At 43.0% G+C, this 26,535-nt stretch carries 19 protein-coding genes; 11 read left to right on the top strand and 8 right to left on the bottom strand.

The annotated features are described in order from the left end of the window. Positions 1-8: 8 nt before the first annotated feature. Positions 9-2,630 (bottom strand): leucine--tRNA ligase, encoded by a 2,622-nt coding sequence (leuS, locus tag NSTC745_RS17175; RefSeq protein ID WP_445638213.1) that lies wholly within the window; start codon positions 2,628-2,630, stop codon positions 9-11. A 194-nt stretch (positions 2,631-2,824) separates the two neighbouring features. After that, positions 2,825-3,244 (bottom strand): heavy metal-responsive transcriptional regulator, encoded by a 420-nt coding sequence (locus tag NSTC745_RS17170; protein WP_096539039.1) that lies wholly within the window; start codon positions 3,242-3,244, stop codon positions 2,825-2,827. A 387-nt stretch (positions 3,245-3,631) separates the two neighbouring features. Here NSTC745_RS17170 and NSTC745_RS17165 point away from each other — a divergent pair, with 387 nt between their 5' ends. From NSTC745_RS17165 to NSTC745_RS17125, 9 genes are all read left to right on the top strand, one after another. Beyond that, positions 3,632-4,720, top strand: a complete 1,089-nt coding sequence (locus NSTC745_RS17165) for an aromatic ring-hydroxylating dioxygenase subunit alpha (protein ID WP_445638212.1) — start codon at positions 3,632-3,634, stop codon at positions 4,718-4,720. A 941-nt stretch (positions 4,721-5,661) separates the two neighbouring features. Then, positions 5,662-5,952 carry a Nif11-like leader peptide family RiPP precursor gene (locus NSTC745_RS17160; RefSeq protein ID WP_445638211.1) on the top strand — a complete coding sequence of 97 codons (291 nt, stop codon included), beginning with the start codon at positions 5,662-5,664 and terminating at the stop codon, positions 5,950-5,952. 106 nt (positions 5,953-6,058) lie between these two features. Then, the gene (locus tag NSTC745_RS17155) at positions 6,059-6,349 is read left to right on the top strand and encodes a Nif11-like leader peptide family RiPP precursor (protein WP_445638210.1); all 291 of its coding nucleotides are present in this window, start codon (positions 6,059-6,061) and stop codon (positions 6,347-6,349) included. Between the two features lie 272 nt (positions 6,350-6,621). Next, on the top strand, positions 6,622-6,909 hold the full coding sequence (locus NSTC745_RS17150) for a Nif11-like leader peptide family natural product precursor (RefSeq protein ID WP_445638209.1): 288 nt from the start codon (positions 6,622-6,624) through the stop codon (positions 6,907-6,909). 139 nt (positions 6,910-7,048) lie between these two features. Beyond that, positions 7,049-10,354 carry a type 2 lanthipeptide synthetase LanM family protein gene (locus NSTC745_RS17145; protein ID WP_445638208.1) on the top strand — a complete coding sequence of 1,102 codons (3,306 nt, stop codon included), beginning with the start codon at positions 7,049-7,051 and terminating at the stop codon, positions 10,352-10,354. A 211-nt stretch (positions 10,355-10,565) separates the two neighbouring features. Beyond that, entirely contained in the window at positions 10,566-10,760 is a 195-nt protein-coding gene (locus NSTC745_RS17140) for a hypothetical protein (protein ID WP_445638207.1), read from the top strand. A gap of 350 nt (positions 10,761-11,110) precedes the next feature. Continuing rightward, positions 11,111-11,320, top strand: a complete 210-nt coding sequence (locus NSTC745_RS17135; protein WP_445638206.1) for a hypothetical protein — start codon at positions 11,111-11,113, stop codon at positions 11,318-11,320. A 427-nt stretch (positions 11,321-11,747) separates the two neighbouring features. Beyond that, complete coding sequence (locus NSTC745_RS17130) at positions 11,748-13,412, top strand: FAD-dependent oxidoreductase (protein ID WP_445638205.1); 1,665 nt, start codon at positions 11,748-11,750, stop codon at positions 13,410-13,412. 232 nt (positions 13,413-13,644) lie between these two features. Continuing rightward, on the top strand, positions 13,645-15,036 hold the full coding sequence (locus NSTC745_RS17125) for an ATP-binding protein (RefSeq protein ID WP_445638204.1): 1,392 nt from the start codon (positions 13,645-13,647) through the stop codon (positions 15,034-15,036). Between the two features lie 382 nt (positions 15,037-15,418). Here the strand turns inward: NSTC745_RS17125 and NSTC745_RS17120 are convergent, their stop codons facing one another. After that, positions 15,419-16,777 (bottom strand): lipopolysaccharide biosynthesis protein, encoded by a 1,359-nt coding sequence (locus tag NSTC745_RS17120; protein ID WP_445638631.1) that lies wholly within the window; start codon positions 16,775-16,777, stop codon positions 15,419-15,421. 908 nt (positions 16,778-17,685) lie between these two features. Here NSTC745_RS17120 and NSTC745_RS17115 point away from each other — a divergent pair. Next, positions 17,686-20,448 carry a beta strand repeat-containing protein gene (locus tag NSTC745_RS17115; protein WP_445638203.1) on the top strand — a complete coding sequence of 921 codons (2,763 nt, stop codon included), beginning with the start codon at positions 17,686-17,688 and terminating at the stop codon, positions 20,446-20,448. A 191-nt stretch (positions 20,449-20,639) separates the two neighbouring features. Here the strand turns inward: NSTC745_RS17115 and NSTC745_RS17110 are convergent, their stop codons facing one another. The 5 genes from NSTC745_RS17110 to mutS form a co-directional block, all read right to left on the bottom strand. Then, a complete protein-coding gene (locus NSTC745_RS17110; RefSeq protein ID WP_445638202.1) occupies positions 20,640-20,978 on the bottom strand; it encodes a hypothetical protein in 339 nt (112 codons plus the stop codon). Beyond that, positions 20,978-21,337 carry a hypothetical protein gene (locus NSTC745_RS17105; RefSeq protein WP_445638201.1) on the bottom strand — a complete coding sequence of 120 codons (360 nt, stop codon included), beginning with the start codon at positions 21,335-21,337 and terminating at the stop codon, positions 20,978-20,980. The genes NSTC745_RS17110 and NSTC745_RS17105 overlap by 1 nt, the downstream gene beginning before the upstream one ends. A gap of 1 nt (position 21,338) precedes the next feature. Further along, the gene (locus tag NSTC745_RS17100; protein WP_445638200.1) at positions 21,339-22,559 is read right to left on the bottom strand and encodes an NRAMP family divalent metal transporter; all 1,221 of its coding nucleotides are present in this window, start codon (positions 22,557-22,559) and stop codon (positions 21,339-21,341) included. Beyond that, positions 22,556-22,948, bottom strand: coding sequence for a hypothetical protein (locus NSTC745_RS17095; protein WP_445638199.1), 393 nt, complete (start codon positions 22,946-22,948; stop codon positions 22,556-22,558). Before NSTC745_RS17095 ends, NSTC745_RS17100 begins: the two co-directional genes overlap by 4 nt. A gap of 218 nt (positions 22,949-23,166) precedes the next feature. Further along, positions 23,167-25,806: a DNA mismatch repair protein MutS gene (gene mutS / locus NSTC745_RS17090; RefSeq protein WP_445638198.1), complete on the bottom strand. Its 2,640-nt coding sequence runs from the start codon at positions 25,804-25,806 to the stop codon at positions 23,167-23,169. Positions 25,807-25,998: 192 nt separating this feature from the next. On the opposite strand from mutS, the gene NSTC745_RS17085 reads away from it, so the two are divergent. Beyond that, positions 25,999-26,505: a hypothetical protein gene (locus NSTC745_RS17085; RefSeq protein WP_445638197.1), complete on the top strand. Its 507-nt coding sequence runs from the start codon at positions 25,999-26,001 to the stop codon at positions 26,503-26,505. Positions 26,506-26,535: the final 30 nt, after the last annotated feature.

Genomic DNA, 26,535 nt, shown 5'->3' with positions numbered 1-26,535 from the left:
CCATGCCTTTAGCTGACTACAAAATTTACCAACTTTCCAGGCACCACAATTACCTTTTTAATTTCTTTGCCTTCGATGTAACGTTGGGCAACTTCAGATTCGCGGGCGTATTTCTCCAACGCGGCTTTATCAGCTTGTGCTGGTACTTGAATTGCCCCGCGAGTTTTGCCCATAATTTGAATCACTAAAGTGATTTCATCAGCTACCAAAGCAGCCGGATCGAATGATGGCCAGGTTTGCGTGTGAACTGAATCACTTTCACCCAACAAATGCCATAATTCATCGGCAATGTGTGGTGCAAAAGGCGCTAGCATAATCACCAAAGTCCGAATACCTTCTGCATAAATTGGTGAATCTTTGCAGCTGGCATCAGTTAGAGCATTACTCAACTTCATCAATTCTGAAACAGCTGTGTTGAATTGATATTCATCTTCAACGTCTTCCGTCACCGCTTGAATAGCGGTGTGAATTGCCCGCCGCAATTCCTTTTCTGCCTTACTCAAATCAGAAACTTCGGCTTTTTGATCGGATACCCCAGCAGCAACATAATCTGTAACTAAACGCCAAACCCGATTTAAAAAGCGGAATTGTCCTTCGACATCGGCTTCATCCCATTCCAAATCTTTTTCAGGCGGCGCTTTGAACAAAATGAACATCCGCGCTGTGTCTACACCGTACTTGGAAATTACATCTTCTGGCGCTACACCGTTACCCTTGGATTTAGACATGGTGGCGTAAACGAGTTGCAGTGGTTCACCTGTCTTAGGATCTCGCGGATCGGCTGGATCTACAAGATTAAAAGGAACCCACTTATCTTTACCACTCTTATTAGGATTTGTGTAAGTTAAACCCTGCACCATACCTTGAGTTAACAGGCGTTGGAAGGGTTCGTCAAAATTCAACAAACCTCTATCCCGCAGTACCTTAGTAAAGAAGCGCGAATACAACAAATGTAAAATTGCGTGTTCGATTCCACCTACGTACTGATCTACTGGCATCCAGTCATTGATTTTAGTGGAATTAAAAACCTGTTGTTCGTTCTTAGCATCTGGAAAACGCAAGAAATACCACGAGGAATCAATAAAAGTATCCATCGTGTCAGTTTCCCGCTTTGCTGGAGTACCACAAGTCGGACAAGGCACATTTACCCAGCTTTCCAATTGCGCCAAAGGAGAACCACCACGTCCAGTAAATTCTATCTCTTCAGGTAACTGTACTGGCAAATCTTTATCGGGCACTGGTACTATCCCGCAATTGGGACAGTGAATTACGGGTATCGGTGCGCCCCAGTACCGCTGCCGGGAAATCAACCAATCCCGCAACCGATATTGCACCCGCATTTTACCAAAACCTTGTTGTTCGGCATACTCCACGATCGCCTGTTTTGCATCTGTAGAAGCCATGCCAGTAAAAGCACCGGAATTAATTAAAATTCCTGGTTCGGTGTATGCCTGGTTGTATTCGATTTGCACCAGTTGTGTAACTTCATCCGTCTCCGATGTTGGAGTTAAGTCAAAACCTGCAACATCATCTGGGGAAGCGATGACAAAATCAATCGGTAAATCATAAGTCCGGGCAAACTTAAAATCCCGGACATCGTGCGCCGGTACGCCCATAACTGCCCCAGTACCATACTCATACAGTACGTAGTCAGCAATCCAAATAGGTACTTCTTCACCTGTAAACGGGTTAACTGCCTTACCACCAGTGGGGACACCCCGCTTCGGTTTATCTTCAGCGGTACGTTCCAACTCGCTTTGATTAGAAATCTCTTTAATAAAGTCTTCTACCACCGCTTGTTGTTCTTTGGTGGTAACGCGCTTTGTTAAAGGATGTTCTGGTGCTAATACCACATAACTCACGCCAAAAACTGTATCTGGGCGTGTGGTGTAGACAGCGATTTTTTCATCTATGCCAATAATTGGAAATTCTAAGTAAGCACCTGTGGATTTACCAATCCAGTTTGCTTGCATTAATTTGACGCGTTCCGGCCAACCCGTTAACTTATCCAAGTCACTGAGTAATTCTTCGGCATAGTCAGTAATTTTAAAAAACCACTGCCGCAACAATTTGCGCTCCACTATTGCCCCACTGCGCCAAGAACGTCCTTCATTATCGACTTGTTCGTTTGCCAGTACAGTTTGGTCAATGGGGTCCCAGTTTACCGCCGCTTCTTTTTGGTAAGCTAAACCCGCTTGCCAAAACTGCAAGAAAATCCATTGCGTCCATTTGTAATAATCTGGCGAACAGGTAGCGAGTTCGCATTCCCAGTCAATAGATAAACCGAGACGCTGCAATTGTTGGCGCATCTGGGTAATATTCTGATAAGTCCACTTTGCTGGCGGTACGCCACGGTCAATGGCGGCGTTTTCTGCTGGCAAACCAAAGGCATCCCAACCCATTGGGTGTATTACCCGATACCCTTGCATTCGCTTGAGGCGGGCAATCACGTCAGTAATCGTATAATTACGGACGTGACCCATGTGTAAGCTGCCCGATGGATAGGGAAACATGGACAAAGCGTAGAATTTTGGCTTATTGCTAGCTGTGGGTGTTCGATCTAAGCCAAGTTCTGCCCATGTTTTTTGCCATTTTTCCTCAATCGCTGCGGGGTTGTATCGGGAATCCACCAAAAAATCTCCTACAATATCTGTTATTGTATCTGCCTCCATATTGTAGATGGTAGGCAAAGAAATCAGATGCTTAAAATAGGCGATGTTAGAATCAAATATAAAATTTTCTGATTTGGTGCAGGTTTTTGTTTAGGGCACTCTCACTGTCTCCTACCTCCTACCTTGTCATAACGACAATTTTCAACACCGACCTACTTAGTATTTTGCATGTTGGGACAAATTGTATCCTCCTGCCGATCTTCCATATTCTTCCAGCCTGATAGTAATCCTTTGATTTCCGAGCGTAAGGTTAATAACTGATCGATCTGGCGATCGATTTGCAAAAGCTTCTCTTCTAGCTTTTCTTGAATCTCACCACAAGGTACTTGCCCTTGGTCATAGATTTGAAGAATATCTCTAATCTCTTCTAAGCTTAGACCAAAGTTTTGTGCCCTTTTAATGAAAGCTAGACGAGTCAATACATCTGAAGAAAACTGGCGAAAGCCTCCTCCTGTTCGCCTAGATGATTTGATTAAACCTAAACTTTCGTAATAACGGATTGTCCTAATGGAAATTTTACTTAAGTTAGTTACCTGGCCAATTAAAAGCAGTTTGTTATCCTGAGCTAACACGGTAGATCCCCCCTTTTTTGTGATTATTATTACATAATTTAAATATTAAATTAAAAATAATTTAGCAGTTTGTAGTTAACATTGCTGCACCCCAATATTGTCTTTTTAATGAAACTTGATATAGCAAAATGTTGGTTCAATAGCTGAAAATTTTATTTAGCCCGAAATTTTACTGGTTGTAATTTTTAAAAGATTTATTCTGAGTCTATGCTAGCTTATTTAAGTTTTGATATATTTGCTACAATTTTAACATTTTTTACTGTAATATTCTAAAGTTCATTTCAATTTATTGGCTAATTAATTGTCCTAGTACTGAAAGTAACTGTTTATTTATAGTTGCCATGTTACTTGTAGATCGAACGCTTCACTGTAAGTGAAACTATAAAAATGAATCTCAATTCCCAGACTTTTAATCCAACCCGTAAACCTAAAAATTTTAATAATTCAGAGCGTTTTATTGAAGGATGGTATTGGGTAATACCTTCTATAAATCTGCGGGTAGGTGAAGTAAAGCCTATCACAATTTTGGGTAGAGAGCTAGTGATTTATCGGGGGAAAGATAAAAGAGTAGTAACTTTTGATGCCTACTGTCCGCACATGGGCGCTCACCTTGCTGAAGGCAAAGTTGAAGGGAATGCATTACGTTGCTTTTTCCATCACTGGAAGTTTGATGGCGAAGGTATGTGTATTGATATCCCGTGTTTAGATACGCCGGTTTCTTTGAAGTTACAATCTTGGCCAACTGCTGAGAAATACGGGATGATTTGGGTTTGGACTGGAGAAATACCACAACAACCTCTACCTTTTGTTCCAGAGTTAGAACAAAAAGAGTGCGATGTTGCTATCCATTCTCACTTTTTAATGAATTGCCATCCTAATGTGGTGATGATTAATGCCATTGATGCTCAACATCTGAATACAGTTCATAAATTACCTGTAGAAGTTGTCTTTGAAAGACAGCAAATAAACGAAAATGCAATTATCTTCAACAACATTGCACCCATCAAAGAAAACTCATTTTTCATCAAGCTCATCCGTCTTTTCTACAAAAATAACATTACTTACAGTATTTGCTATTGGTACGGTACGATTAATATTGTGACAGTTGGCCCTGATTTTCTCCACGTTCACATGATGTTTGCTACGCGCCTTCATGAAGGGGGAAAAGCTGAAGGTCAAATTCTGTTGATGGTTAAAAAACGTAAGGGTATTTTTGGTTGGTTATGCAATCGAGTTGTGCTGTGGTTGACTAAGATTGCAGGTAAGTTCTTTCTCATGGGTGACATCAAAGTTGTCCAAACTATTCAGTTTGATTTGAAGACCCCAATTAAGGCAGATCGTTCAATTATGCAGTTCATCAATCATGTTGAAAAACAGCAGTCTCGAATGTGGGGAACTTGGGAAGAAACCCGATCGCGCGATGATGAAAGCAAGGCCAAGCGCGAAAGATGGCGAGATAGTATGAGTAATGACTGATATCAGAATTCACGAGTCAGAATTCAGAATTCAGGAGGGAAAAAAGTTTGATTTCTGGGTTTCAGAATCATAAATTTTACTTCATTTAGTGACGAATTGCTGAAGAGCTAAATAAAAATTAAAAGTTGAAACAAATTAGTTTTAACTTTTAATTTATTTTCTGCTGGGCTGCGATATAAATAAAAAGAAGTGGCAAAGCCACTTCCTAATTCCCAGGTAGAACCTAAGTCATGAGTATAACGACTACGAAAAATTGAAATAGTATAAATAAACACCAATTGGCTGAATATCTTTGTTTTGCTAGTGTTCTGAGTTAGGATACTCAGATTTTGATCGGGCAAATAACAGCATATTTAATTGGTTGACGATTTGTTGTAGGCTGCAAGGATGTTTTGCAAAGTTGCAGAGACTTGGGTTAGCAGTGTGACTTGTTTTAGGAGATAAGCTAATACGCATTTAACTTGCATATTGTTGATTTTGGAGAAAAAGCTTCAATCCTTCTCCCCTGCTCCCCTGCTGTCTAAATGTGCAAATTAGGTGCTTAACAGCTTAGGTGGTGCGATCGCTATCAATAGCCTGTACTTGATTTTAATAGATATATAGCAAATTTCTCATAAATTAAAGTACTGTATCTACCCGTGTTAATGGGACTTCAAAAAATAAATTATTCCAACTTTCTAGACTCAAGAGAGTTTTTTTCTTCCCTGCCTCCCTCTCTCCAGCAATAAATTTAATTTTGCAGGGCTACTTATTAACAGAAAGCTTGCCAGATGTGGATTTGGCTAGCTTTTACTTCGTGCCAAAATATTTTTCTCTAGCTGTAGTTATCTCCCCTAGTTTTCCCCTATTACTCTCTAAATTTAAATCATAAGAGCAGAGAACACCGCACAGAACAAGCGTCAAATCTCTGCATTGAGCCAAACAAAACAGAGGATATGGTTATGTTACAACAAATTAAAGAATTACTACAAAACGCACAACTACAACAGCAAGTACAAGCAGCAGCGAACCAAGCAGAAGCCATCAAACTATTAGCGATCGCCAGTGCAGAAAAGGGTTATAACTTCACGGTAGAAAGCTTGTCTCAAATGCTTGCACAGTTGACCTATGTGGACTCCAACGAACTGAGCGAGGAAGAATTACTCAGCGTTAGCGGAGGCATGATGGCTGACACCGGCCACGGTCACATGTCATGTTGCACTGATTGTCCTAAGGGAAATGGTCAATGTTGATATTTGAAGACTTAGGCAAAAATTTTAGAGATGCAGAGAACAACGCATAACACAAGTAAAAAATCTCTGCCAATTAATTAAGTAAAGTAAAAGGGAGAAGGTAATTATGTTACACCAAATCAAAGAATTGCTGCAAAACGCACAACTACAACAGCAAGTACAAGCAGCATCTAACCAAGCAGAAGCCATCAAACTACTAGCGATCGCCAGTGCAGAAAAGGGTTATAACTTCACGGTAGAAAGCTTGTCTCAAATGCTTGCACAGTTGACCTATGTGGACTCCAACGAACTGAGCGAGGAAGAATTACTCAGCGTTAGCGGAGGCATGATGGCTGACACCGGCCACGGTCACATGTCATGTTGCACTGATTGTCCTAAGGGAAATGGTCAATGTTGATATTTGCAGGACTTATGCACTCAGATCCCCCAACCCCCTAAAAAGGGGAGCCACTGCGCCCTTGCGGTTAAGAGACTTGTAGCAAGTGGCGTAGCTTTAGAAATTCCCCCCTCTTTTTAAGGGGGGCTAGGGGGATCGAGGTTTCAGCCTTCAGTGCGTAAGTCCTAATTTGAAGATTTAGGCAAAAATTTTAGAAATGCAGAGAACAACGCATAACACAAGTAAAAAATCTCTGCAAATTAATTAAGTAAAGTAAAAATGAGAAGATAATTATGTTACACCAAATCAAAGAATTGCTGCAAAACGCACAACTACAACAGCAAGTACAAGCAGCAGCTAACCAAGCAGAAGCTATCAAACTACTAGCGATCGCTGGTGCACAAAAGGGTTATAACTTCACGGTAGAAAGCTTGTCTCAAGTACTGACAGAACTAACCTCTGTAGAATTCGGCGAACTGAGCGAGGAAGAATTACTCGGCGTTAGTGGAGGGTTGATTGACACCGGTCATGGCCACGCGTCATGTTGTACTGATTGTCCGGGGGGAAATGGTCTTTGCTGATATTTCAGGACTTAGCTAACAACATTCTTCGTTGAACTTGGGTGTAGGGGGCAATACCGTTTCAGTTAAGCTTTTTTCTCTCCCCCTGCTCCCCCTGCCTCCCCTGCCTCCCCTGCTCTCTTATTGTCGAGCCAGCATTATGAAAAATCCAGTTATAGCTAAATCAGATGTCCCTTCATCTATAGCAAATTTCACGACTATCGTTGCCAACGCTAGCTTTCTTTGGGAACGCCTTGATACAGAAAGATTTGTCATTGACATTGATTCGGTTAACGAACAAGAAATTCAGCGTCGGCTCGATCGCTGGAATCAAATCGTAGGTGACTGGAACACTTTACATAAACGCTTGCAGTGGGAAAGCTTAGACCTGGCTACCATTCGTCCTCGCCTGGGAAGCATCGGTTGGAATGTGCAAGCACCATTGCCGACATGGGCGGAAACTTTGCAACAGATTATGGAAACGGCAAAGGAATTTGTGCCTGCACTGGAAATAGATTTGCCAATCAATCCAGAATATCCGATTCCCTTTGAAGATATCTTGCTGCCTGCGATCGCAGTTGCCAGACAGCAGCTTTTAACTCAACTTGGTTCTAGGGAACTAACTGAGGATAGCTTACCTTTATCAGTCCTTTCAAAAGCTGCCTACAGTGAATTAGAACGCAGTTTGCTACAGCGATTGGCAGGAATTTGTACTAAAACGCTGAATTTTGAATTTTCTCAAGTTCGCCCATTTGGTAACAATTTATTCAACTTGCTAGGACTAGCAACAGAAAATAGCAATAATAAAACTCACTATAATAAGTTTGTCGATCGACTCTTAGAAGATGGATTTTTAACTCTATTTAATAAATATCCCGTTCTCGGTCGCTTAGTAGCAACAGCAGTCAACTTTTGGGTAGAGTCAGCAGGCGAATTTATTCAGCGTTTGGCTAAAGACAAAGCAGAAATAAAGCGAACTTTTAGCTTTAAAAGTGATAATTTAGGCAAAGTTATTGAAATTAAAACTTCACTTTCCGATCCACACAAGCGCGGGCGGACAGTTATTTTGCTTACATTTGAGTCTGGGCTAAAACTTGTTTATAAACCAAAAGATTTAGGGCTGGAAGTTGCTTATAACCAATTTTTAGACTGGTGCAATCAACACAGTCAGCTTTTAGATTTCAAAGTCATCCAGGTGCTGAACCGAAATAATTACGGTTGGGTAGAATATGTTACACATCAGCCTTGTAATGATGAAGCCGCTGTAGAACGTTTTTATCAGCGTGCTGGGATGTTGTTGTGCGTGCTTTACGCTTTGCGGGGAACAGATTGCCACCACGAAAATTTAATTGCCAGTGGCGAACATCTGGTGTTAGTGGATATGGAAACATTGCTGCACCATGAAGCTAATTTGATAGAAAATTCACCAGATGCTACATTTGAGACAGCCGCAGAACAGCAATTCTGGGCATCTGTGCTACGGACTGGCTTGTTACCGCGTTGGGACTTTAGTAGCGATCGCCGCATTGCCTATGATGTTAGCGGATTAGGTAGTACAGATTCTCAAAAAGCTAGTCAGAAAGTACCCAAATGGGAGCGCATCAATACCGACGATATGTATCTGCACTCCGAGTCTGTCACCATGTCCGTGGGAAAAAATGTGCCGCGCTTGGGTGAGATTGCCTTATCTGCCAGCGATTATCAAGCACAAATTACTGCCGGATTCGAGGTGATGTATCGCTTTTTGATGATGCATAAGGACGTATTACTGGTTGATGGAAGTCCGTTAACCGCGATGCAGAATCAGGAAGTCCGCTTTGTCTTCCGCAACACTCGCATCTACAGTGCCATCTTGCAAAAAACTTTATCACCCGATTATCTCAAACACGGTGCAGACTATAGCATCGAATTGGATCGCCTGAGTCGTGCCTTTCTAGTTGCTCAAGAAAAACCCAATGCTTTGCCGATTTTGAATGCAGAACTGCGGGCAATGGAACAATTGGATATTCCGTTTTTCACGGCGAATGCTGCTAGTGATGACTTGAGGGTAAGCAGCGATTTATCTATTGGGCAATACTTTCAGCAACCTAGTTATCAGCACGCCTTGAATCAGTTGCAGGCGATGGATGAAATCGATCTAGCTCGACAAACGGCGATTATTCAAGGCTCATTCCATGCTAAGGTAGCGCAAACTCCCAGCCAAGGAAGTCCGCAATGGAACGCCGAATCATTACCCTTGCTGAGTTCGGCAGAATTAATTGCCGAAGCCAGTGCGATCGCTGCTAACTTAGAAACAACAGCAATACCAGATCCCGATGGCAGTGTCAACTGGATTGGCTTAGGTTACGTGCATGAAGCAGAGCGATTCCGATTGCAAGTTTTGGGCTACAATCTCTACGATGGGCGCTGCGGAGTCGCCTTGTTTCTCGCCGCACTCAGCCAGGTAAGTAATAATTCACGTTTCGGTGATTTGGCATTAAAGGCATTGCAACCCCTACGTCGGCAAATCCAAACCGCCAACTTAGAATCTCGGCAATTAATGGCTCGGCTCATGGGTATCGGTGGCGCAACAGGTTTGGGTTCGTTAATCTATAGCTTGGTGAAGGTGAGCCAATTCCTCAAGGATGAGACACTGTTGGCAGATGCTCAAGCATTAGCAGAGTTAATGACACCAGAGTTGATTGCTGCGGATAAAAAGCTAGATATTATGAGTGGAGCGGCTGGAGCCATTCTTGGGTTGTTGTCTTTGCATAGAGTAACAGAGAATGCAACCGTTTTAGAAAAAGCGATCGCCTGTGGAGAGCATTTGCTCAAGCATCGAATCAGCTACGAAAATGCTCCCAAAGCTTGGCAAACCGTCAGCGAAAAGCCCTTAACTGGGTTCTCCCACGGAGCAGCAGGAATCGCCTATGCTTTGCTGCAACTCTACAGTGTGACTCAAAATCAAGCTTATTACGAAGCAGCAATGGAAGGCATCGAATATGAGCGCAGCGTCTTTAGCGAATCCAATGCGAACTGGCCTGACTTTCGCAGCTTAGAACCCAATCAGCCGCCAAGCTTTCCGGTTGTCTGGTGTCACGGTGCGCCGGGGATTGGCTTGGCGCGTTTAGGCTGCGTCAGACTTGGAGAAATTCCCGGAATCGAAGGCGAAATTGAAATTGCGCTGCAAACCACCCAGAACTACGGATTAGAAGCCAGCGACCATTTGTGCTGTGGCAATTTAGGTCGAATTGAAACGCTGTTAGTCGGGGCGCAACGCTACTCGCGCTCTGATTGGCGTCAAATTGCCCTCCAGAATGCTACAAATGTCGTGGCTAAAGCCAGACGAACTGGAGCATACCAAATGTTCGTTAATTTACCTGGTTCAGTATTCCATCCCAGTTTATTTAGGGGTACAGCGGGAATCGGCTACGAGTTTTTACGGTTAGCTAGCAATGATTTACCTTCAGTGCTTCTCTGGGAATAAGGGCAATAGGATTCGGTGAAGATCCCCCCGCCTGCCGCGACCCCCTTTTTAAGGGGGTAAAAGAGGGTTATAAGTTCCCTTTTTAACGTGAGTGAGTTCGACGAACCTCTCCCTGCCTTGAACTAAAGTTAAACTCTGTTTCTCTCCGAGTCGGCTACCATGTACGCACAAGTTTAAAAAACTTGTTGTGTAAGACAGAGAAGGTTAGTTTTTGCTTTTCGATGCAACAAAGGTGCAAGTCGATGCAACAAAGGTGCAAGCCGATGCAACGAAGGTGCAACCCGATGCAACGAAGGTGCAAGCCGATGCAACAAAGGTGCAAGCCGATGCAACAAAGGTGCAAGTCGATGCAACAAAGGTGCAGGTCGATGCAACAAAGGTGCAAGCCAATGCAACAAAGGTGTAGGTCAAGAGACTTGTGTGTATACCGTAGCTCCAACTCGGAGAGGGACGGTTTTGCGTAGTAAAACCAGAGGTTTTTCGATCGAGTAAATAGGGCGATCGCTTCCGCAATGACAATTGGACATTTTTTACCCTACTTTGCTATCCAATTAAATCTCAGGTTAACACCACAGACTAAAATAGTTTTATGATTTTCTACGAAAGCAGATTTGAAATTATTTAGGTCTGCTCTCAAAATATTCTCAAGCTTATTCTCGAACATGGTGGATAGTAAACCACCTATAGATGATTCGTGTGATGCTCGTGTTGAAGGTTCTTCTAGGGTCAAACTAAAGTGTAGGGAGATGAAAAAATATGGCTGAACATTCATTTCACGATCAACTGAGTTTAGAGGAACAAACTGAAAAACTCGGAAAGCAAGCGCTCAACTTAGGTTTGATTCCCAGCTTTGTCGTGCATTACTTTCGCGATACCTGGGTATTTTACATACCTAATGAAAGTCAATCCGAACCCTTAACACCAGAAGAGGCATACTTTCGTTTAAAGCAACTGGTTAAAGAGTAAATCTTTTAACCAATACCGTTTCTTTGTGAAGTTGCACCAAACTCTCTCAAACTCTTACCTTGGCGCTCTTGGCGGTAGCCTGCGGCAAGCCGCTGCGCGTCTACGCTAAAAAAATTAAACGCATCTTCATACAGAATTGGTATAAGCCCTGAGGCCAGGGAATGGGGTTGAGAAAACAGGCAACAGCGGTCAGAACAACCCGGAATATTGTGTCTGCGAGCAACTAAATTTAGGGATGCACAGCTAGCTGTGCGCCCCTAGAAGTGTACAAATAATTTGGGATCGTTTATTATCTGCAAGTTCCTAAATCCCCTGCTTTGAAATATGGGATATTGAACTATTCCCTGTTGGCCGTTCTCTGTTACCTTGGAAAACAGATTTATCGAAGACAACGGCCAAGCACTGCAATTGTTGAGTAACAGTAGTTATGGCAAAACCTGTAATTTTAACCGTTGATGACGATCCAGAAGTTTTACAAGCAGTGTCACGGGACTTGCGGCATCAGTATGGCGATCGCTTCCGTATTGTCAGAGCAGATTCCGGGATTACAGCTCTGGATGTGGTACAGCAACTCAAATTACGGAATGAACCAGTTGCTTTATTCTTGGTGGATCAACGTATGCCCCAAATGGGGGGTGTGGAGTTCCTCGAACGAGCAAAAGGTATTTTTCCCGATGCAAAACGTACCCTGTTAACGGCGTATGCAGATACAGATGCCGCTATCAAGTCAATTAACAGTGCCAAACTTGATTATTACTTACTCAAGCCTTGGAATCCGCCAGAAGAAAGGCTATATCCGGTTTTAAATGATTTGCTAGATGACTGGCAAGCTGGATTCCACCCACCCTTTGAAGGCATTCGAGTCATTGGAAATCGCTGGTCGCCTTTTTCTCATCAAGTGAAAGACTTCTTGGCGCGCAACCAGATTCCATACCAATGGTTAGATATTGAACTGCAACAAGATGCCGCAAAACTGGTGGAATACGCACAAACTGATGGCAGACAGCAATTGCCCTTGGTGCTATTTCCAGATGGTTCTCGATTAATCCAACCATCTAACTTAGAGATTGCCGCTAAAATTGGACTGCAAACTCAGGCAGAACGCCCCTTTTATGACTTGGCGATTGTGGGTGGCGGCCCTGCTGGACTCGCAGCGGCCGTCTATGGCGCTTCTGAAGGATTGAGTACTGTTTTAATTGAACGCGAAGCCCCAGGAGGGCAAGCGGGTACGAGTTCGCGGATTGAGAACTATTTAGGATTTCCTGTAGGCTTGAGTGGCAGCGATTTGGCAAGGCGGGGAGTTACTCAAGCGCGGCGATTTGGGGTAGAGATTCTCACACCTCAAGTAGTAACTGGCGTTAGACTGGAAAATCCTTATCGGGTTCTGCAATTGGCAGATGGTAGCGAGATTAGTTGCCATGCACTTTTAGTTGCAACCGGTGTTTCCTACCGCTGGCTAAATGTGCCAGGAGCCGAAAAGCTTACAGGCGCAGGAATTTACTACGGTGCTGCCATGACTGAGGCCATCGCCTGTACCAATGAAGAGGTTTACCTGGTAGGCGGGGCGAATTCGGCGGGACAGGCTGCCATGCACTTTTCTAAGTATGCCTGCAAAGTGATTATGTTGGTGCGGGGAGAGTCACTATCATCGAGTATGTCCCAATACTTGATTGACCAAATTGCCGCTACTGAAAATATCCAAGTTTGTACGAATTGTAGTGTTGTAGAAGTCAAGGGAGAAGAACATTTAGAAGCAATTACCATCGCCCATGCCAAGACTGGAGAAATTGAAACCGTGTTAGCGCGATCGCTGTTTATTTTTATCGGTGCTAGCCCCAAAACAGATTGGCTCGATGGCATTATTCAACGCGATGCCCAAGGCTTTATTCTCACCGGCCCAGACTTAATGCACAATGGCAAATCTCCCCCAGGTTGGTATTTAGAACGTTCTCCTTTCTTATTAGAAACCAGCACTCCTGGTATCTTCGCAGCGGGAGATGTCCGCTACGGCTCAATCAAACGCGTGGCATCCGGTGTGGGAGAAGGTTCCATTGCTATTCAATTCGTTCACCGTTACCTGAGCAATGTTTAGTAAGAAAGGCAGAAGGCAGGAGGCAGGAGGCAGAAGGCAGTCCCAATGAAACTTGTTTTATTGGGACTGCCTTGTTCGCTTAATTACGAATGGTTATACCATTTCACTAAAATCCTGATACAAATTCTTTCCCCTCTGCTCCCCTGCTCCCCTGCTCCTCTGCTCCCCTGCTCCCCTGCTTGCCTAAATGTATCAACCTTAAAGTAAAACGGTATTACCAGGAGGTTCGCTAATGTTATGTGTTGAGGAATTGATCGACTTAGAGCCGTTTCAACAGCTTCCCAAAGAGCGATTGCAGTGGGTTTGCGATCGCGCTCAAACACTTGAACTTGCTCCCGGAGATATCTTGGCCCATGAGGGAGAACCTGGATGTGGCTTATTTATCTTAGTCAGAGGGAAAGTTAACGTCACCCGCCGCAGTGAAGGAATTGAAATTCCCGTCGGCCAACACGAAGCCCCATCGTTTTTCGGTGAAATTCCAGTACTTACAGGCGAACCTGCACCTGTAACAATGCGGGCCTTGACAACTTGCAACTTATATAGACTAAAGGGAGAAGACTTTCGCAAACTGCTGCATGAATGTCGTGATTTCGAGCGTATGGTCTTCCGGATTATGCAAAGTCGGGTGCGGGGGCTAGAGTCTTTCATTCGCGGGCGAGAAAAGATGGCAGCTTTAGGAACCCTTGCCGCCGGTTTAGCTCACGAACTCAACAACCCAGCGGCAGCGCTAGTTCGGACTTTTGGGGAAATGCCAGCCGCCATCCTGGAACTACAACGAATGAACTTAGTTTACGGACAACGCAATGTTGACGAAGCGCATACTCAACACTGGTTGAGGGTACGCGATCGCGGCTATGATGCGATTTTAAATAATCAGCTAGATCCGGTGACACTAAGCGATCGCGAAGCCGTCTTACTCGATTGGTTAGAAGACTATGGAGTCAAGCAGGCATGGAAATTAGCAGAACCTTTAGCAGAAGGTGGTGTTGAGGTCGAAACCTTAGACCAGCTTATGGAACGTTGGCGCAACGACAACACGGAATTGCGAGAAATGGGATTGCACTGGTTATCGCTCTCCTTTGAAGTCATGTCGATGATTAAACATGGTTTGCGAGGAGCCGAGAGGATTTCCGAACTCGTACAAGCGATGAAGTCTTATACTTACCTCGACCAAGGCACTCAGCAAGAAATAGATATACATCAAGGCTTAGAAGATACCTTACGATTATTCGTTCATAAACTCAAGTGCGGCGTGCAAGTGCAGCGCAACTACGATCGCAACCTTCCGAAAATCCTTGCCTATGGCAGCGAATTAAATCAGGTGTGGACGAACTTAATTGACAACGCTATCGATGCAATGGATGGGAAGGGATTGTTAGAAATTACAACTAGCCATTGCGATCGCTTTGCTCACATTGAGATCGTTGACTCTGGCAGTGGAATTCCACCTGAAATTCAAACACGCATTTTTGAACCTTTCTTCACCACCAAAGCAGTAGGACATGGTTCGGGATTGGGTTTAGAAACCGTCCGGCGGATTGTAGAGAATCGTCACTACGGTACCTTGTCGTTTAAGTCGCAGCCAGGTAGAACTTGTTTCAGCACCTGTTTGCCTTTGACTTGAAGGAAGCCCCCTGCCCTCCATTGGTGTCAACTTACAGCAATTTGCAGTTGAATAGACCACACGGTAGGGGCACACAACTGTACATTGGTGTCAACTTAAGCTCAAACTGTTGCCCCACAATCGTTTTACCCCACCCCCAACCCCTCCCCTTGCTAAGGGGAGGGGCGATTTTGGCTTTAGACAAAATCGGGGTGGGGTAACGCGGATCTTGATGGTAAATGAGTAGAACTCGCTCATCAGCTTTCTATCAGGGTTTCACGTTAAGTTGACACCAATGGCAACTGTAAAGCCCCTACCAAGGTATTTGTATCAAATTTAAACTGAAATAGTATCATAAATCAAAATTCCCTTCTGCCTCCTGCCTTCCTTGATCAAGCCTGTTTTACTTGCCGATTTTGACTTGTGAATTCTGAATTCTGGTGTATGTTCGTAATTTTTGACGCAGTTGGCGCGAAATTAGGACGCTACTGAGAATCAAGATTAAAGCTGTGGAAGATAAGGTTGCTATTCCAGTACCGAGGATGCCAAAGGATTTAGTTAAAATCAACAGCAATGGGAAATAAACTCCCAAAATAGCGATCGCATTTATTCTCAAAGGAAAACTCGGTTTGCCAATTGCATAAAAGGCAGGTTCTAAAGCGGAATTTGCCATCGTGAAGACTTCTGCTGTTACTAAAAGCAATAAAATACTGTAAGCAGAAATAAATTCATCGCCAAAGAAATATTTCAAGAAAATTTCACCCGCGCAAACGATGACAATCAAGATTAGCACGCCGATTGCTGTGGCGATCGCACTTGATTTTAACAGCAAAGCCACAAACGAGCGCGACTTTTGTTGAACATCTAAGCGAGCCAGTTCTGGATATACAGATTGATTCAAAATCAAAGCTAAATCCTTGAGGGGAGTAGACAATTCATAGCTTACCTGGAATAATCCTGCGGCTGCGGGAGTGGCGAAAATTCCCACCGCTAAAGGACTAGCTTGTCTCATCATTGTTGGTAGGGAAGAATCAAAGTTAGAGACGATGCAAAACTGCAATAAGCCGCGATGGTGTTCGCTCAAGTCGATTCCAGTCCAATTCATATTCTTGAGCATTCCTCGTTTTGCGGCTTCTTTCCAACCAAGCACGAACAACGCTAACCCTCCACATCCCTGTGCAATGAACCAGACTAAAAGATATCCCCATAAAGGAGCATTCAGGGTTACAGCGATGAGGGCTGCAAACATGGAAATAAAGGTAGGAATGGTAATTTGTAAGGCTAATAAATCATAGCGATCGCAAAGTTGTAACAAGCCTCTGGGTGTTGCTGTGCTAGTAAAAAGAATAATCAAACTACACCACTGGACTTGAGTAATTAAGGTTTCATCCCATCCCACATAAAAACCAATGTGGGGAGCAATCACAACTGCGATCGCTAAACCAATCAGCACTCCTAGCAAATCCAGCAAGGTGGTAAACTTTAATAGCTGTTGCAAAGCTACTTTATCGTTTCCTTCGAGACAAATAGCCCCGTAACGAATCACCGCTTGAGAAGATTGAAAAGTGGTTAAATCTATTACTATCTGAATATAAGTTTGGATGAGAACCAGCGTACCGAAACCCGTAACGCCAAGGTGACGGGTAACCACACTTAAATACACCAGGCTGGTGAGTCCTGTCATGACTCGACCTCCTAGCAACCAGCTAGCATTTTTAATAATTTTGTTCAGGAAAATGCTGTCGGACAGCCATCGCTTCATCATTGCAAATTAGATAAAAAATGGATGTGATAAATTAATTAATAAATTGGAATTAAAAGATTATACATGAATTATTTTGCCACAATTTTATGAGCTTGTTTGCGAGCCAGCAAATTTGAGATTTTGAATTATTTATTCATCGAAAATTTAAAATCTGGTGTTGCAAAAGCGAGTACTAAATTGGCTAATGGCGCTTTCAATGCAACTTCAGTAAATAATGTATAATATTTAACTAAAATTCTTATACTTTATTGTGTATTGCATATCTTATAAAATTTATACACCGCTTACTTAAAAATTAGTATTTTTTATACAGATACCAGTAAATAATATGAAAACTATGCAAAGATTTTTGTGAAGATATAGACATTTAACCAAATTTTTGGTAGTCAGTTATTGTTGGCTTATATTAGATGTTTCCTATTTTTTTAATTAGATAGCCAAAAGCGATCGCCCACACTCAAGGCATAAAGAGTGCTTCTGCGCCTGTCAAATCTTGGCTAGAAACTAGTAAGACTTACGCATTGACAAAATAACTAAATTATGGATCTCGTCTTGAGACATTCAAGTTTGATTTTTTCAACTCTTTTTCAGTGATGTCTATGGTAAATATTTGCCTATAGGACAGAGAAGAATGATTGAAATCACCCAACTTCAGACTACTTTTTTCTAAATCCACACCCGATCGATTTGTACAGTGCCTAAGACTTAGATAGCTCGAAATACTTGGATAAGTAATCCTTGCAAGTCAATCAAAAGGAGAATATTCACTAACAATTTGTAACCACCAATGGTGGGACTTAAGTATGCCAAAAGCCTCAATTTTTGGCAAATTATTTGTGTTCTAAAACAGCCCTAAGACTTGAGATCTGAAATTATTTCAAACATCGATTCAGGAAGGAAAAGTTATGGCAAATATCATCGGAACCAACGCAAATGATACCCTAAATGGTACTACCGACGCCGACACAATTGATGGTAGAAATGGCAACGATACCATCATAGGGGATTACGGCAAGGACACCCTGATTGGTGGGAGCGGCAACGACAGCCTGTTTAGTGGAGGTGGCGAAAACACTCTCCTGATTGGTGGGGACGGCAACGATACCCTGATTGGTGGGATCGACAGCGATAGCCTGATTGGTGGGAGCGGCAACGACAGCCTGTCTGGTGAGGGCGGCAACGACACCCTGACTGGTGGGGGCGGCAAGGATACATTCGTTTACAATTCTAGCTATGATGATATTAGTATTATCACTGATTTCGGTGGCGTCGGTAAAGGCACAAACCCTACAGCCGGAGTTATTGCTGAAGTTGATACTATCAAATTCTCTGGCTCTGATTTAACTGCGCGAAATCTGCTGCTGACTCAGAATGGTGCAAATCTCGAAATCACGTTTGAACAGGGATTTGGCTGGAGGTACACGAAAGTCATCCTGCAAAACTTTAAACTAGAAGACTTGGATAACCTCAAAGCTTCTGGTAGCAGACCAGCAATTGGTAATATCTTGTTTGATGGGGAAACTACCATTGTTGACAGTTTTAATGTTCTTGATGCTAACTCCACTGATACGAGCATTGGCATCAAAAACACGGTGACCTTCCTTAACGACTTGGACAATAATATTACGGGTTTAGATAACTCAAATGATACGATCGATGGTCAAGGAGGTAATGACCTCATCAATGGCTTAAGTGGCGATGACTTGTTGCGGGGTGGTCTGGGCAATAATACCCTCATTGGTGGGGCTGGCAATGACACGCTTCATGCCTCTGGCTACTATGCAGAATTTGAAGGCTTTAAGTATTATTATGTCTCTGGCAATAACAGCCTCATCGGTGGTGTTGGTGATGATTACTTGAGTGTTAACTTTTCAACGGGCAATAACACCCTCAACGGTGGTGCTGGTGACGATACATTGTATGCTCTAGGTTCAAAAGGCAATAACTTACTCTTTGGGGGCGATGGTAAGGATATTCTTAATGCCTCTTTCTTTACTATTTTCGGCGAGTCCGAATTGACTGGTTCCTCAGGCAATAACACCCTCAAGGGTGGCGCTGGTGACGATACTTTACTTGCTGAGTCTCCAGAAGGCAATAAATTCCTTTATGGAGAGGATGGCAATGATTATCTTTCAAGTTCTGGCATTGATAGTTATAGATCGTACTATAGCTTTAGCTCCCCAGGCAATAACATCCTCAACGGTGGTAGTGGTAATGATACATTGCTTGCTGAGTATTCAACAGGCAATAACCTACTCTCTGGTGGCGATGACAATGATTATCTCTCCGTCTCTGGCTATGTTATCCCAACCAGTAGTATAGATATTTACGATCCAACTTCAGGTAATAACACCCTCAACGGTGGTGCTGGTAACGATACATTGCGTGCTGAGATTTCAACAGGCAGTAACTTACTCTCTGGTGGCGATGGCAATGATTCATTCTATGTAAGTCCTTCATTTGGTGAGACTTCCTCTTCTTATTTAGAAACTCAAACGATAGATGGTGGTATTGGTGACGATTTCTTATCTGTTGATTACAGGAATGCTACAGGCGGAATCAAAACGACATTCAATGCCACTACTAATATTGGAGAAATGACAGGGGGCAAGTATCGGGTTAGCTATAAGAATATCGAACAATTAAATATCGCAGATACAGCCTACGATGACAACATTGTAGGGAGCAATGGCAACGATACGCTCTCTGTCGGCAAGGGTGGCAAAGATACGATAGATGGGGGTAAGGGTGACGATTTGTTGTCTGTCAATTATAACTATAGCTATTATGATGTCTATCCTACTGCCGGAATCACTTCGACGTTCAATGCTACTACTAATACTGGCTCAATTACTGGCTCAATTACAGCAGGCACGTATCGGGTTAGCTATAAGAATATCGAAAGATTAAATATCGCAGGTACAGAATACAATGACAACATTGTAGGGAGCAATGGCAATGATGCCCTCAGCACTGGTTTTGGCGGCAAAGATACGATAGATGGGGGTAAGGGTAACGATTTGTTGTCTGTCAATTATGGTTATTATACTGCCGGAATCACTTCGACATACAATGCTACTACTAATACTGGCTCAATTACGACAGGTACGAATCAGGTTAGTTACAAGAATATCGAAAGATTAGATATCGCAGGTACAGGCTACAATGACAAGATTGTAGGAAGCAATGGCAATGATACGCTCAGCACAGGTTTTAGCGGCAATGATACCATTATTGGTGGTGCAGGAAATGATAGCTTGATTGCTGATTCAGACGGCAATAACACTCTCAACGGTGCTGCTGGTGATGATATTCTCACAGGCGGCAGAGGTAATAATAGCCTTTATGGAGGAGCTGGGATTGATACCTTTGCTTTTAATACTTACACTGAAGGTAGCGATCGCATTTATGATTTCAATGCTACTAATGAAGTGATTCAGGTATCGGCTGTTAATTTTGGTGGCGGATTATCACCAGGTGTACTCAAAGCTAGTCAATTTACCATCGGTACATCTGCAAACACTAGCACTCAGAGATTTATTTATAACTCGACTTCAGGTGCATTGTTCTTTGACCAAGATGGTAGTGGTAATGAGTCTATCAAGGTACAATTTGCCCAACTATCTGCTGGTTTGTTATTAACCAACAATAATTTTGTGATTGTTTAATCGCAATTAACGCTCTCTTATCAGCACAAAAGTAGGAAATATTCTGCTAGATTCTGCCGTAGTTTCTTAATGCGTGAATTTTAAATTGTATAGCAGCTGCCAGGTAGATTAGGACATCAACCTAGCATAAAACCCAAACACAAAAAGATTTTCAAGCCTGTTGCTTATTGCCTCTTGCCTGCTATATAAGTCTACTTTTGTGCCTCTAGCTGGTTGTGAATCTCTTTTAACTCCGAGAGAGTACAACGCAAACGCGGATGTTTGATGTCTGCCAAGTCAAGCTTGTCCCAAGGAATGCGATAACCGCCGTGAATCTTACGTGCGCCTAGAAAATCTAAAATACTCAAACCTAATCTCCACGCAGATAAACGTTCTAAAGCTGCGATGGGGCCGGCTAAATATTCTTGAATCACCCATTCATCGCCTTGTTTTTCGACTCTGATTTCCTCAATTCGCCCTATTGGTTTACCGTCTGAGTCTAATACTTGTTTACCTAAGAGCAGTTCTAAATGAATTTCACGGGTTGCCATTACTCTGCTCCTGGGATTTTACCAATAAAATTATCCTCCAGCCACTTTTCGTAGGCGATCGCAGGTGTCTGTTCGCCATCCAAATCTACATCTACATCGATACCAACATCCACCACCTTAGACCAAGGTATGCGAAAAGTTTCACTGCGTTTAGCTCCCCAGCGGCTTTGAATAGCTGTAACCCAACGCTCCCAACCATGATGCAGCCTTCGCGCCAACACAGGAAAACCCACATCGATATAAACTAAACGTGGCGGTTGATTCTCTCGTAATTCGGCAACAATACCATCAACTCTACCTATCTTTTGCTGGTTACGGTCAACTAATTGATTATCCAAAACATCTCTAAACAAATCCATTTCATCCTCCCAAAAACTCTAATGGAATTGCCGTAATTGCCAAAATAAATGTCAGGATAATTATCAAAATTACAACGCTGTTACTCAGCCAGCCATTACGGTGAGAACCTACATAAGATTCATCGTTAAGCAATATCAAGAATGGTAGTACAACCAAGGGTAAAATCACGGCTGTTAAAGCCATAGAAAAGAGAGTCAACTGCAATGGGTCGATACCAATTACCATTAGCAGCGTCGCAAGAAATACAAAGACAGTATAAACAGTACTAAAACGAGCAGCTTGTTTTGGGTGTAAGTTTTCGCCCCAGTTCCAACCAAATGCTTGAGCAACGATATAACCTGTATCCAGGGTAATTTCCAACGCTGCACCCAAGCAAGTTATACCTAACGATGCTGCAAACAACACAAAACCCCAGTAACCGAATGGTTGTGTTAAAGTCAGCGCGGCTTGTTCGTAACTATCAACTTGAATTCCTTGGGGGTGCAACACCAACGCCGCAACTATCAGCACACCCAGAGATACTACGCTACCAAATCCCATTCCCAAAACTGAAACAACACGATTAATGCCTATATCGCTTTTGTCCCACCGATTTTCTACGGCACCTGAAGAGTAAAAGTAAAACAAATAGGGACTAATGATAGCGCCCAAAATACTGACGGCGATAAATAAATAATGCGAGGTGTCTTGTTTAGGTAGAGTTGGTAATAATCCAGAGCCAATTGCAGTTAGTGAAGGATGTAATTTAATAGTGGCAAAAACAAAGGCAAGGGTAATTAATCCTAAAATCGAAACACCATTTTCAATAATGTCAAAGTTGCCTTTCCAAAGTAAAAGCCAAATTACAAACCCTACAGGTAACGCCCACCATTGAAAACTGATACCTGTAAGTAATTGGAGAGCAATACAAACACCACCAATTTCTGCTGCTAATACTAAAAAATCGACGAAAATTTCTGCAAGTAAGGGAATAACTAAAAACCGAAATCCCAAACGTTCGCGTACAGCATCCACTAGCGTATGTTTGCTGACAGCCGCTAGACGACCAGACATTTCCACTAAGAAAATCACACAAATTGTACCCAAAAGGATCGCCCAAATTAGTTGAAAGCTAAAGGATGCTCCAGCTTCCGCCGCAGTGGCGATCGCTCCGACATCTAAAAAACCTCCTATACTAGTGAGAATTCCCAACGCAACTTCCAGCAGTTTTCCTGGTTTCATGATTGTCCACCTACTGCTTTTTCTAGGTTATGAATTGCCTGTTCTTGATTGGATAATTGCTCAATACTTTTAGTTAAAGCGTTACGGTCTTTTTGGTCTACAGTTTTTGCCATTTGCCCAACAGTTTCTCTGAGCATTTTTACTCGATCGATTACCGTTTTTTTGTTTTCGGCAGGAGTTACTTCAGCTAAAGTATCAATTTCTTCTTGGAGCTTTTTTTGAGCAGTTTGCAATGTCTGTTTGGCGTAGGCATGGGGAACTTTTCCCTCTAGCCAGAAGTTACCGACCATGTGAGCGGTTGCAGTCCATGATGTTACAGTTTTTAACTCATTTGCCACTTGTTGAGAAGAAGGCTGAGCGCTACAAGCTGTTGCTGTAAATATTAACACTAATAGCTCCCAATGAATGGGCGATCGCATATTGTTTAGTCTGACCTAAGCCTTAAAGGAATAGCTTAGATATATCACTATTGCTGATTTTGTTTAATAACCCTTAGATAGAAAAAATAGTCTCATCTTTTCTTGCTGGGTTGTGGGGGTTCAGATCCCCGACTTCTTAAAGAAGTCGAGGATCTATAATCCTCATAACTAATGCGATGAACTACTAGTTAATCAACATCCAAATTTTGCAACCCGATGGCAATTTTACTATGTTTTTCAATTTGCCCCATTACTTGTTTTGCTCGTTGAATAACTACCGCTGGTAAACCCGCCAATCTTCCCGCTTCAATTCCGTAGGATTTATCAGCGCCTCCTGGTTGGACTTGGTGTAAAAAGATAATTTGGTCGGGTAATTCTTTGACTGTCACTTGATAGTTAGCAACATTCGGCAAAATGCTCGCTAGTTCATTTAACTCATGGTAGTGAGTGGCAAAAATCGTTCGCGCCCGAATTTCCTCTGCAATATATTCTGCCACCGCCCAAGCAATAGAAAGACCATCAAAAGTTGCCGTTCCCCGGCCAATTTCATCTAATAAAACTAATGACCGAGATGTGGCATGATTGAGAATATTTGCAGTTTCATTCATTTCCACCATAAATGTAGATTGACCCGTTGCTAAGTCATCTACTGCACCGACGCGGGTGAAAATGCGATCGCATATTCCCAACTTAGCAAATCTCGCTGGTACAAAACTCCCAATTTGCGCCATTAACTGAATCAATCCCACCTGACGCAAATAACAACTTTTGCCGCTGGCGTTTGGCCCGGTGAGAATAATTAAATCGGGATTGTTATTTGTCATTTGTCCTTGGTCATTTGTTGTTTGTTCTTGGTCTTCTGCTAATGACAAATGACTGATGACTAATGGCTCTTGACCCAATTGCGTCGAATTCGGGACAAAGAACCCCGCAGGTAAAGATTGTTCGACCACTGGATGGCGACCATCAACAATGTTGATTTCCCTTCCTGACAACATTTCTGGACGACAGTAACCTTGCTGCACCGCCAATTCTGCTAAACCACACAACACATCTGCGGCGGCTACTGCGCGGGAAAGATTGCGAATTACTTCCGCTTGTTCTGCAACTTCTTCCCGCAACGCCGTAAAAATCTCATATTCCAATTGATTTAAATCATCCCGCGCCGTGAGAATTCGCGCTTCCCGTTCTTTCAAGTCTGGGGTGATGTAGCGTTCTTCGTTGGTTAGGGTTTGCTTGCGGATATAATTAGCGGGTACTTGGTCGGCTTTGGCGCGGGAAATACTGATATAGTAACCAAAGGTTTTGTTAAATCCTACCTTTAATGTGGGAATTCCCGTCTTCGCTCTTTCGTCAACTTCCAAATTAGCAATCCATTGCTGGTCTGCTTCTACAGTTGCTTTCCTGTCATCCAAGAGGGAATTCACGCCAGGACGAATCAATCCGCCTTCTTTGATATGTATTGGTGGCGACTCTACAAGATGGGTATGTAATTTTTGTGCTAATTCTTCTAAAATAGACGGTACTTTTTGTAAAGCTTTCAAAAATGGCGATCGCGCATCATTAACTAAGTGCCCTAGTTCCGGTAAGCGTGAAAGAGAATCTGCCAAAGCTGCTAAATCTCTAGCGTTAGCGGTACCAGAACCCGCCCTTCCCGTTAGCCGTTCCAAGTCATAAATTTGCCGCAACAACTGTCGCAAATCCTGACGTAGGGGTGTATTTTCCATCAATTCTTCGATGGTATCTTGTCGCGCCCGAATGCCTTTGATATCGATTAATGGTTGCAATAACCACCGCCGTAAGGCACGCCCACCCATTGCTGTACTCGTTCGATCTAATGCCCACAGTAGGGAACCGTGATATGTGCCATCGCGGACAGTTTGAGTAATTTCTAGGTTACGACGAGTTTGATTATCTACAATTAAATAGTCAGTAACAGTATAAGTACGCAGTCTTTGTAGGGAGACTGGGTTTTCTTTTTGGGTATCTTCCAGATATTCTAGAAGACCGCCAGCCGCACGAACGGCGAGGGGAAGATGGTCGCAACCGAGTCCTTCGAGCGATCGCACTTTAAATTTCTGCAATAATCTCGGTCTAGCTTCGCCTTGGGAAAAAGGAACTTGCGATCGCAAACTATAACAAAATGCTGGCGGCAAACACTCCGGCAGATGTGGCGAAGTTTCTCCCGGACGCAGCAAGCTACCCAAATCAGGGGCATTTGTAGGCACCAGCACCTCGGAAGGTTGCAAGCGCATTAATTCTTGTGTCAGATGTTCTAAATCGCTACCTTGAGTAGTGAGGAATTCTCCTGTGGAGATGTCTGCATAGGCTAAACCCCAATGATTTGCGGCAATTACCACCGCTGCCAAGTAATTATTGCGACTTGATTTGAGCATTCCTTCTTCGAGCAAAGTGCCTGGAGTGAGGACGCGGGTTACCTCCCGCCTTACCAGTCTCCCAGTAGCTTCGGCTGCATCTTCCACTTGATCGCAAATTACCACTGCATAGCCTTTTTCCACTAACATCGTTGCGTAGCGTTCCCAAGCGTGATGTGGAACGCCAGACATCGCTACCCGTCCCTGTTCTCCAGCCTGCTTGCTAGTGAGGACTAATTCTAATTCTTGTGCTAGTTTGACAGCATCTTGGAAATAGCATTCAAAGAAATCTCCCACTCGATACAGCAACATCGCGTGAGGATATTTGTCCTTCGTCTCGACATAATGCAGGTACATTTGACTTAGCTTACTGCGGTCTACCTGTCGATGGTCAGAAATAAAAGTACTTGCATCGGGCTTGGTAGATGGAGTTTCAGAGTGAGAGGCGGTCATAGATGCTATCGAGTTACCGACGGAAATGCCACAATATCCGATGATAACGTGATGTTAGAGGCAAAGGGCGATCGCTCAAGGTTTTTTTACCCTTTGTTATATTAGCTTGCTGATGCACCCATGATTGTTGTTAGTGTACTGAAAAGGCGAATCGCAGCTACATTAAGCTTACCCATATATAAATTTTCCACAATGTTTGATTTTAATGTTTACTTGATTTTTAATACTGTTGTGTCGAGGTTAATCTTTAGCTCAATTTTTAGCGCCGCGATCGCAGTTGTAATTGGAGGTGTCATTGGATTATTAGCAAGGACAATCTTTCATCACAACCAGCGTACAATTTTACCTGCTATTATTGGAGCGTTTTTCGGCACAATGCTGATTGCCATGTTGCCTATGTTGTCTACACCAGGTTTATCAGGTGGCGGGGGGCTTGGGGCGCTAACAATAATTCAAATGGGTATATTTTTAGTACCTTTAGGAGTAATCTGTGGAGCAGTAGCAGGTATTATTTGCGGACTCAGACTTTCTCCAAAGCGCAAACAAAAAGTGTTGTTAATGATGATGATTTTAACTTACAGTATTATAGCGATCGCTATTTATACAAGATTCACATTGTATTGTAACAGTGACCCTTGGCGTAGACAATTTTGCGAACCACAAGCAATGCTGTTTTATCTTCCCCTAAGAATGGGGTAGAGCGATAATAAAACTATGGAATTGCGATCG

Source organism: Nostoc sp. DSM 114161, assembly GCF_052692665.1.
The sequence above is the reverse complement of the archived record's forward strand: the minus strand, read 5'-3'. Positions and strand labels throughout refer to the sequence as shown.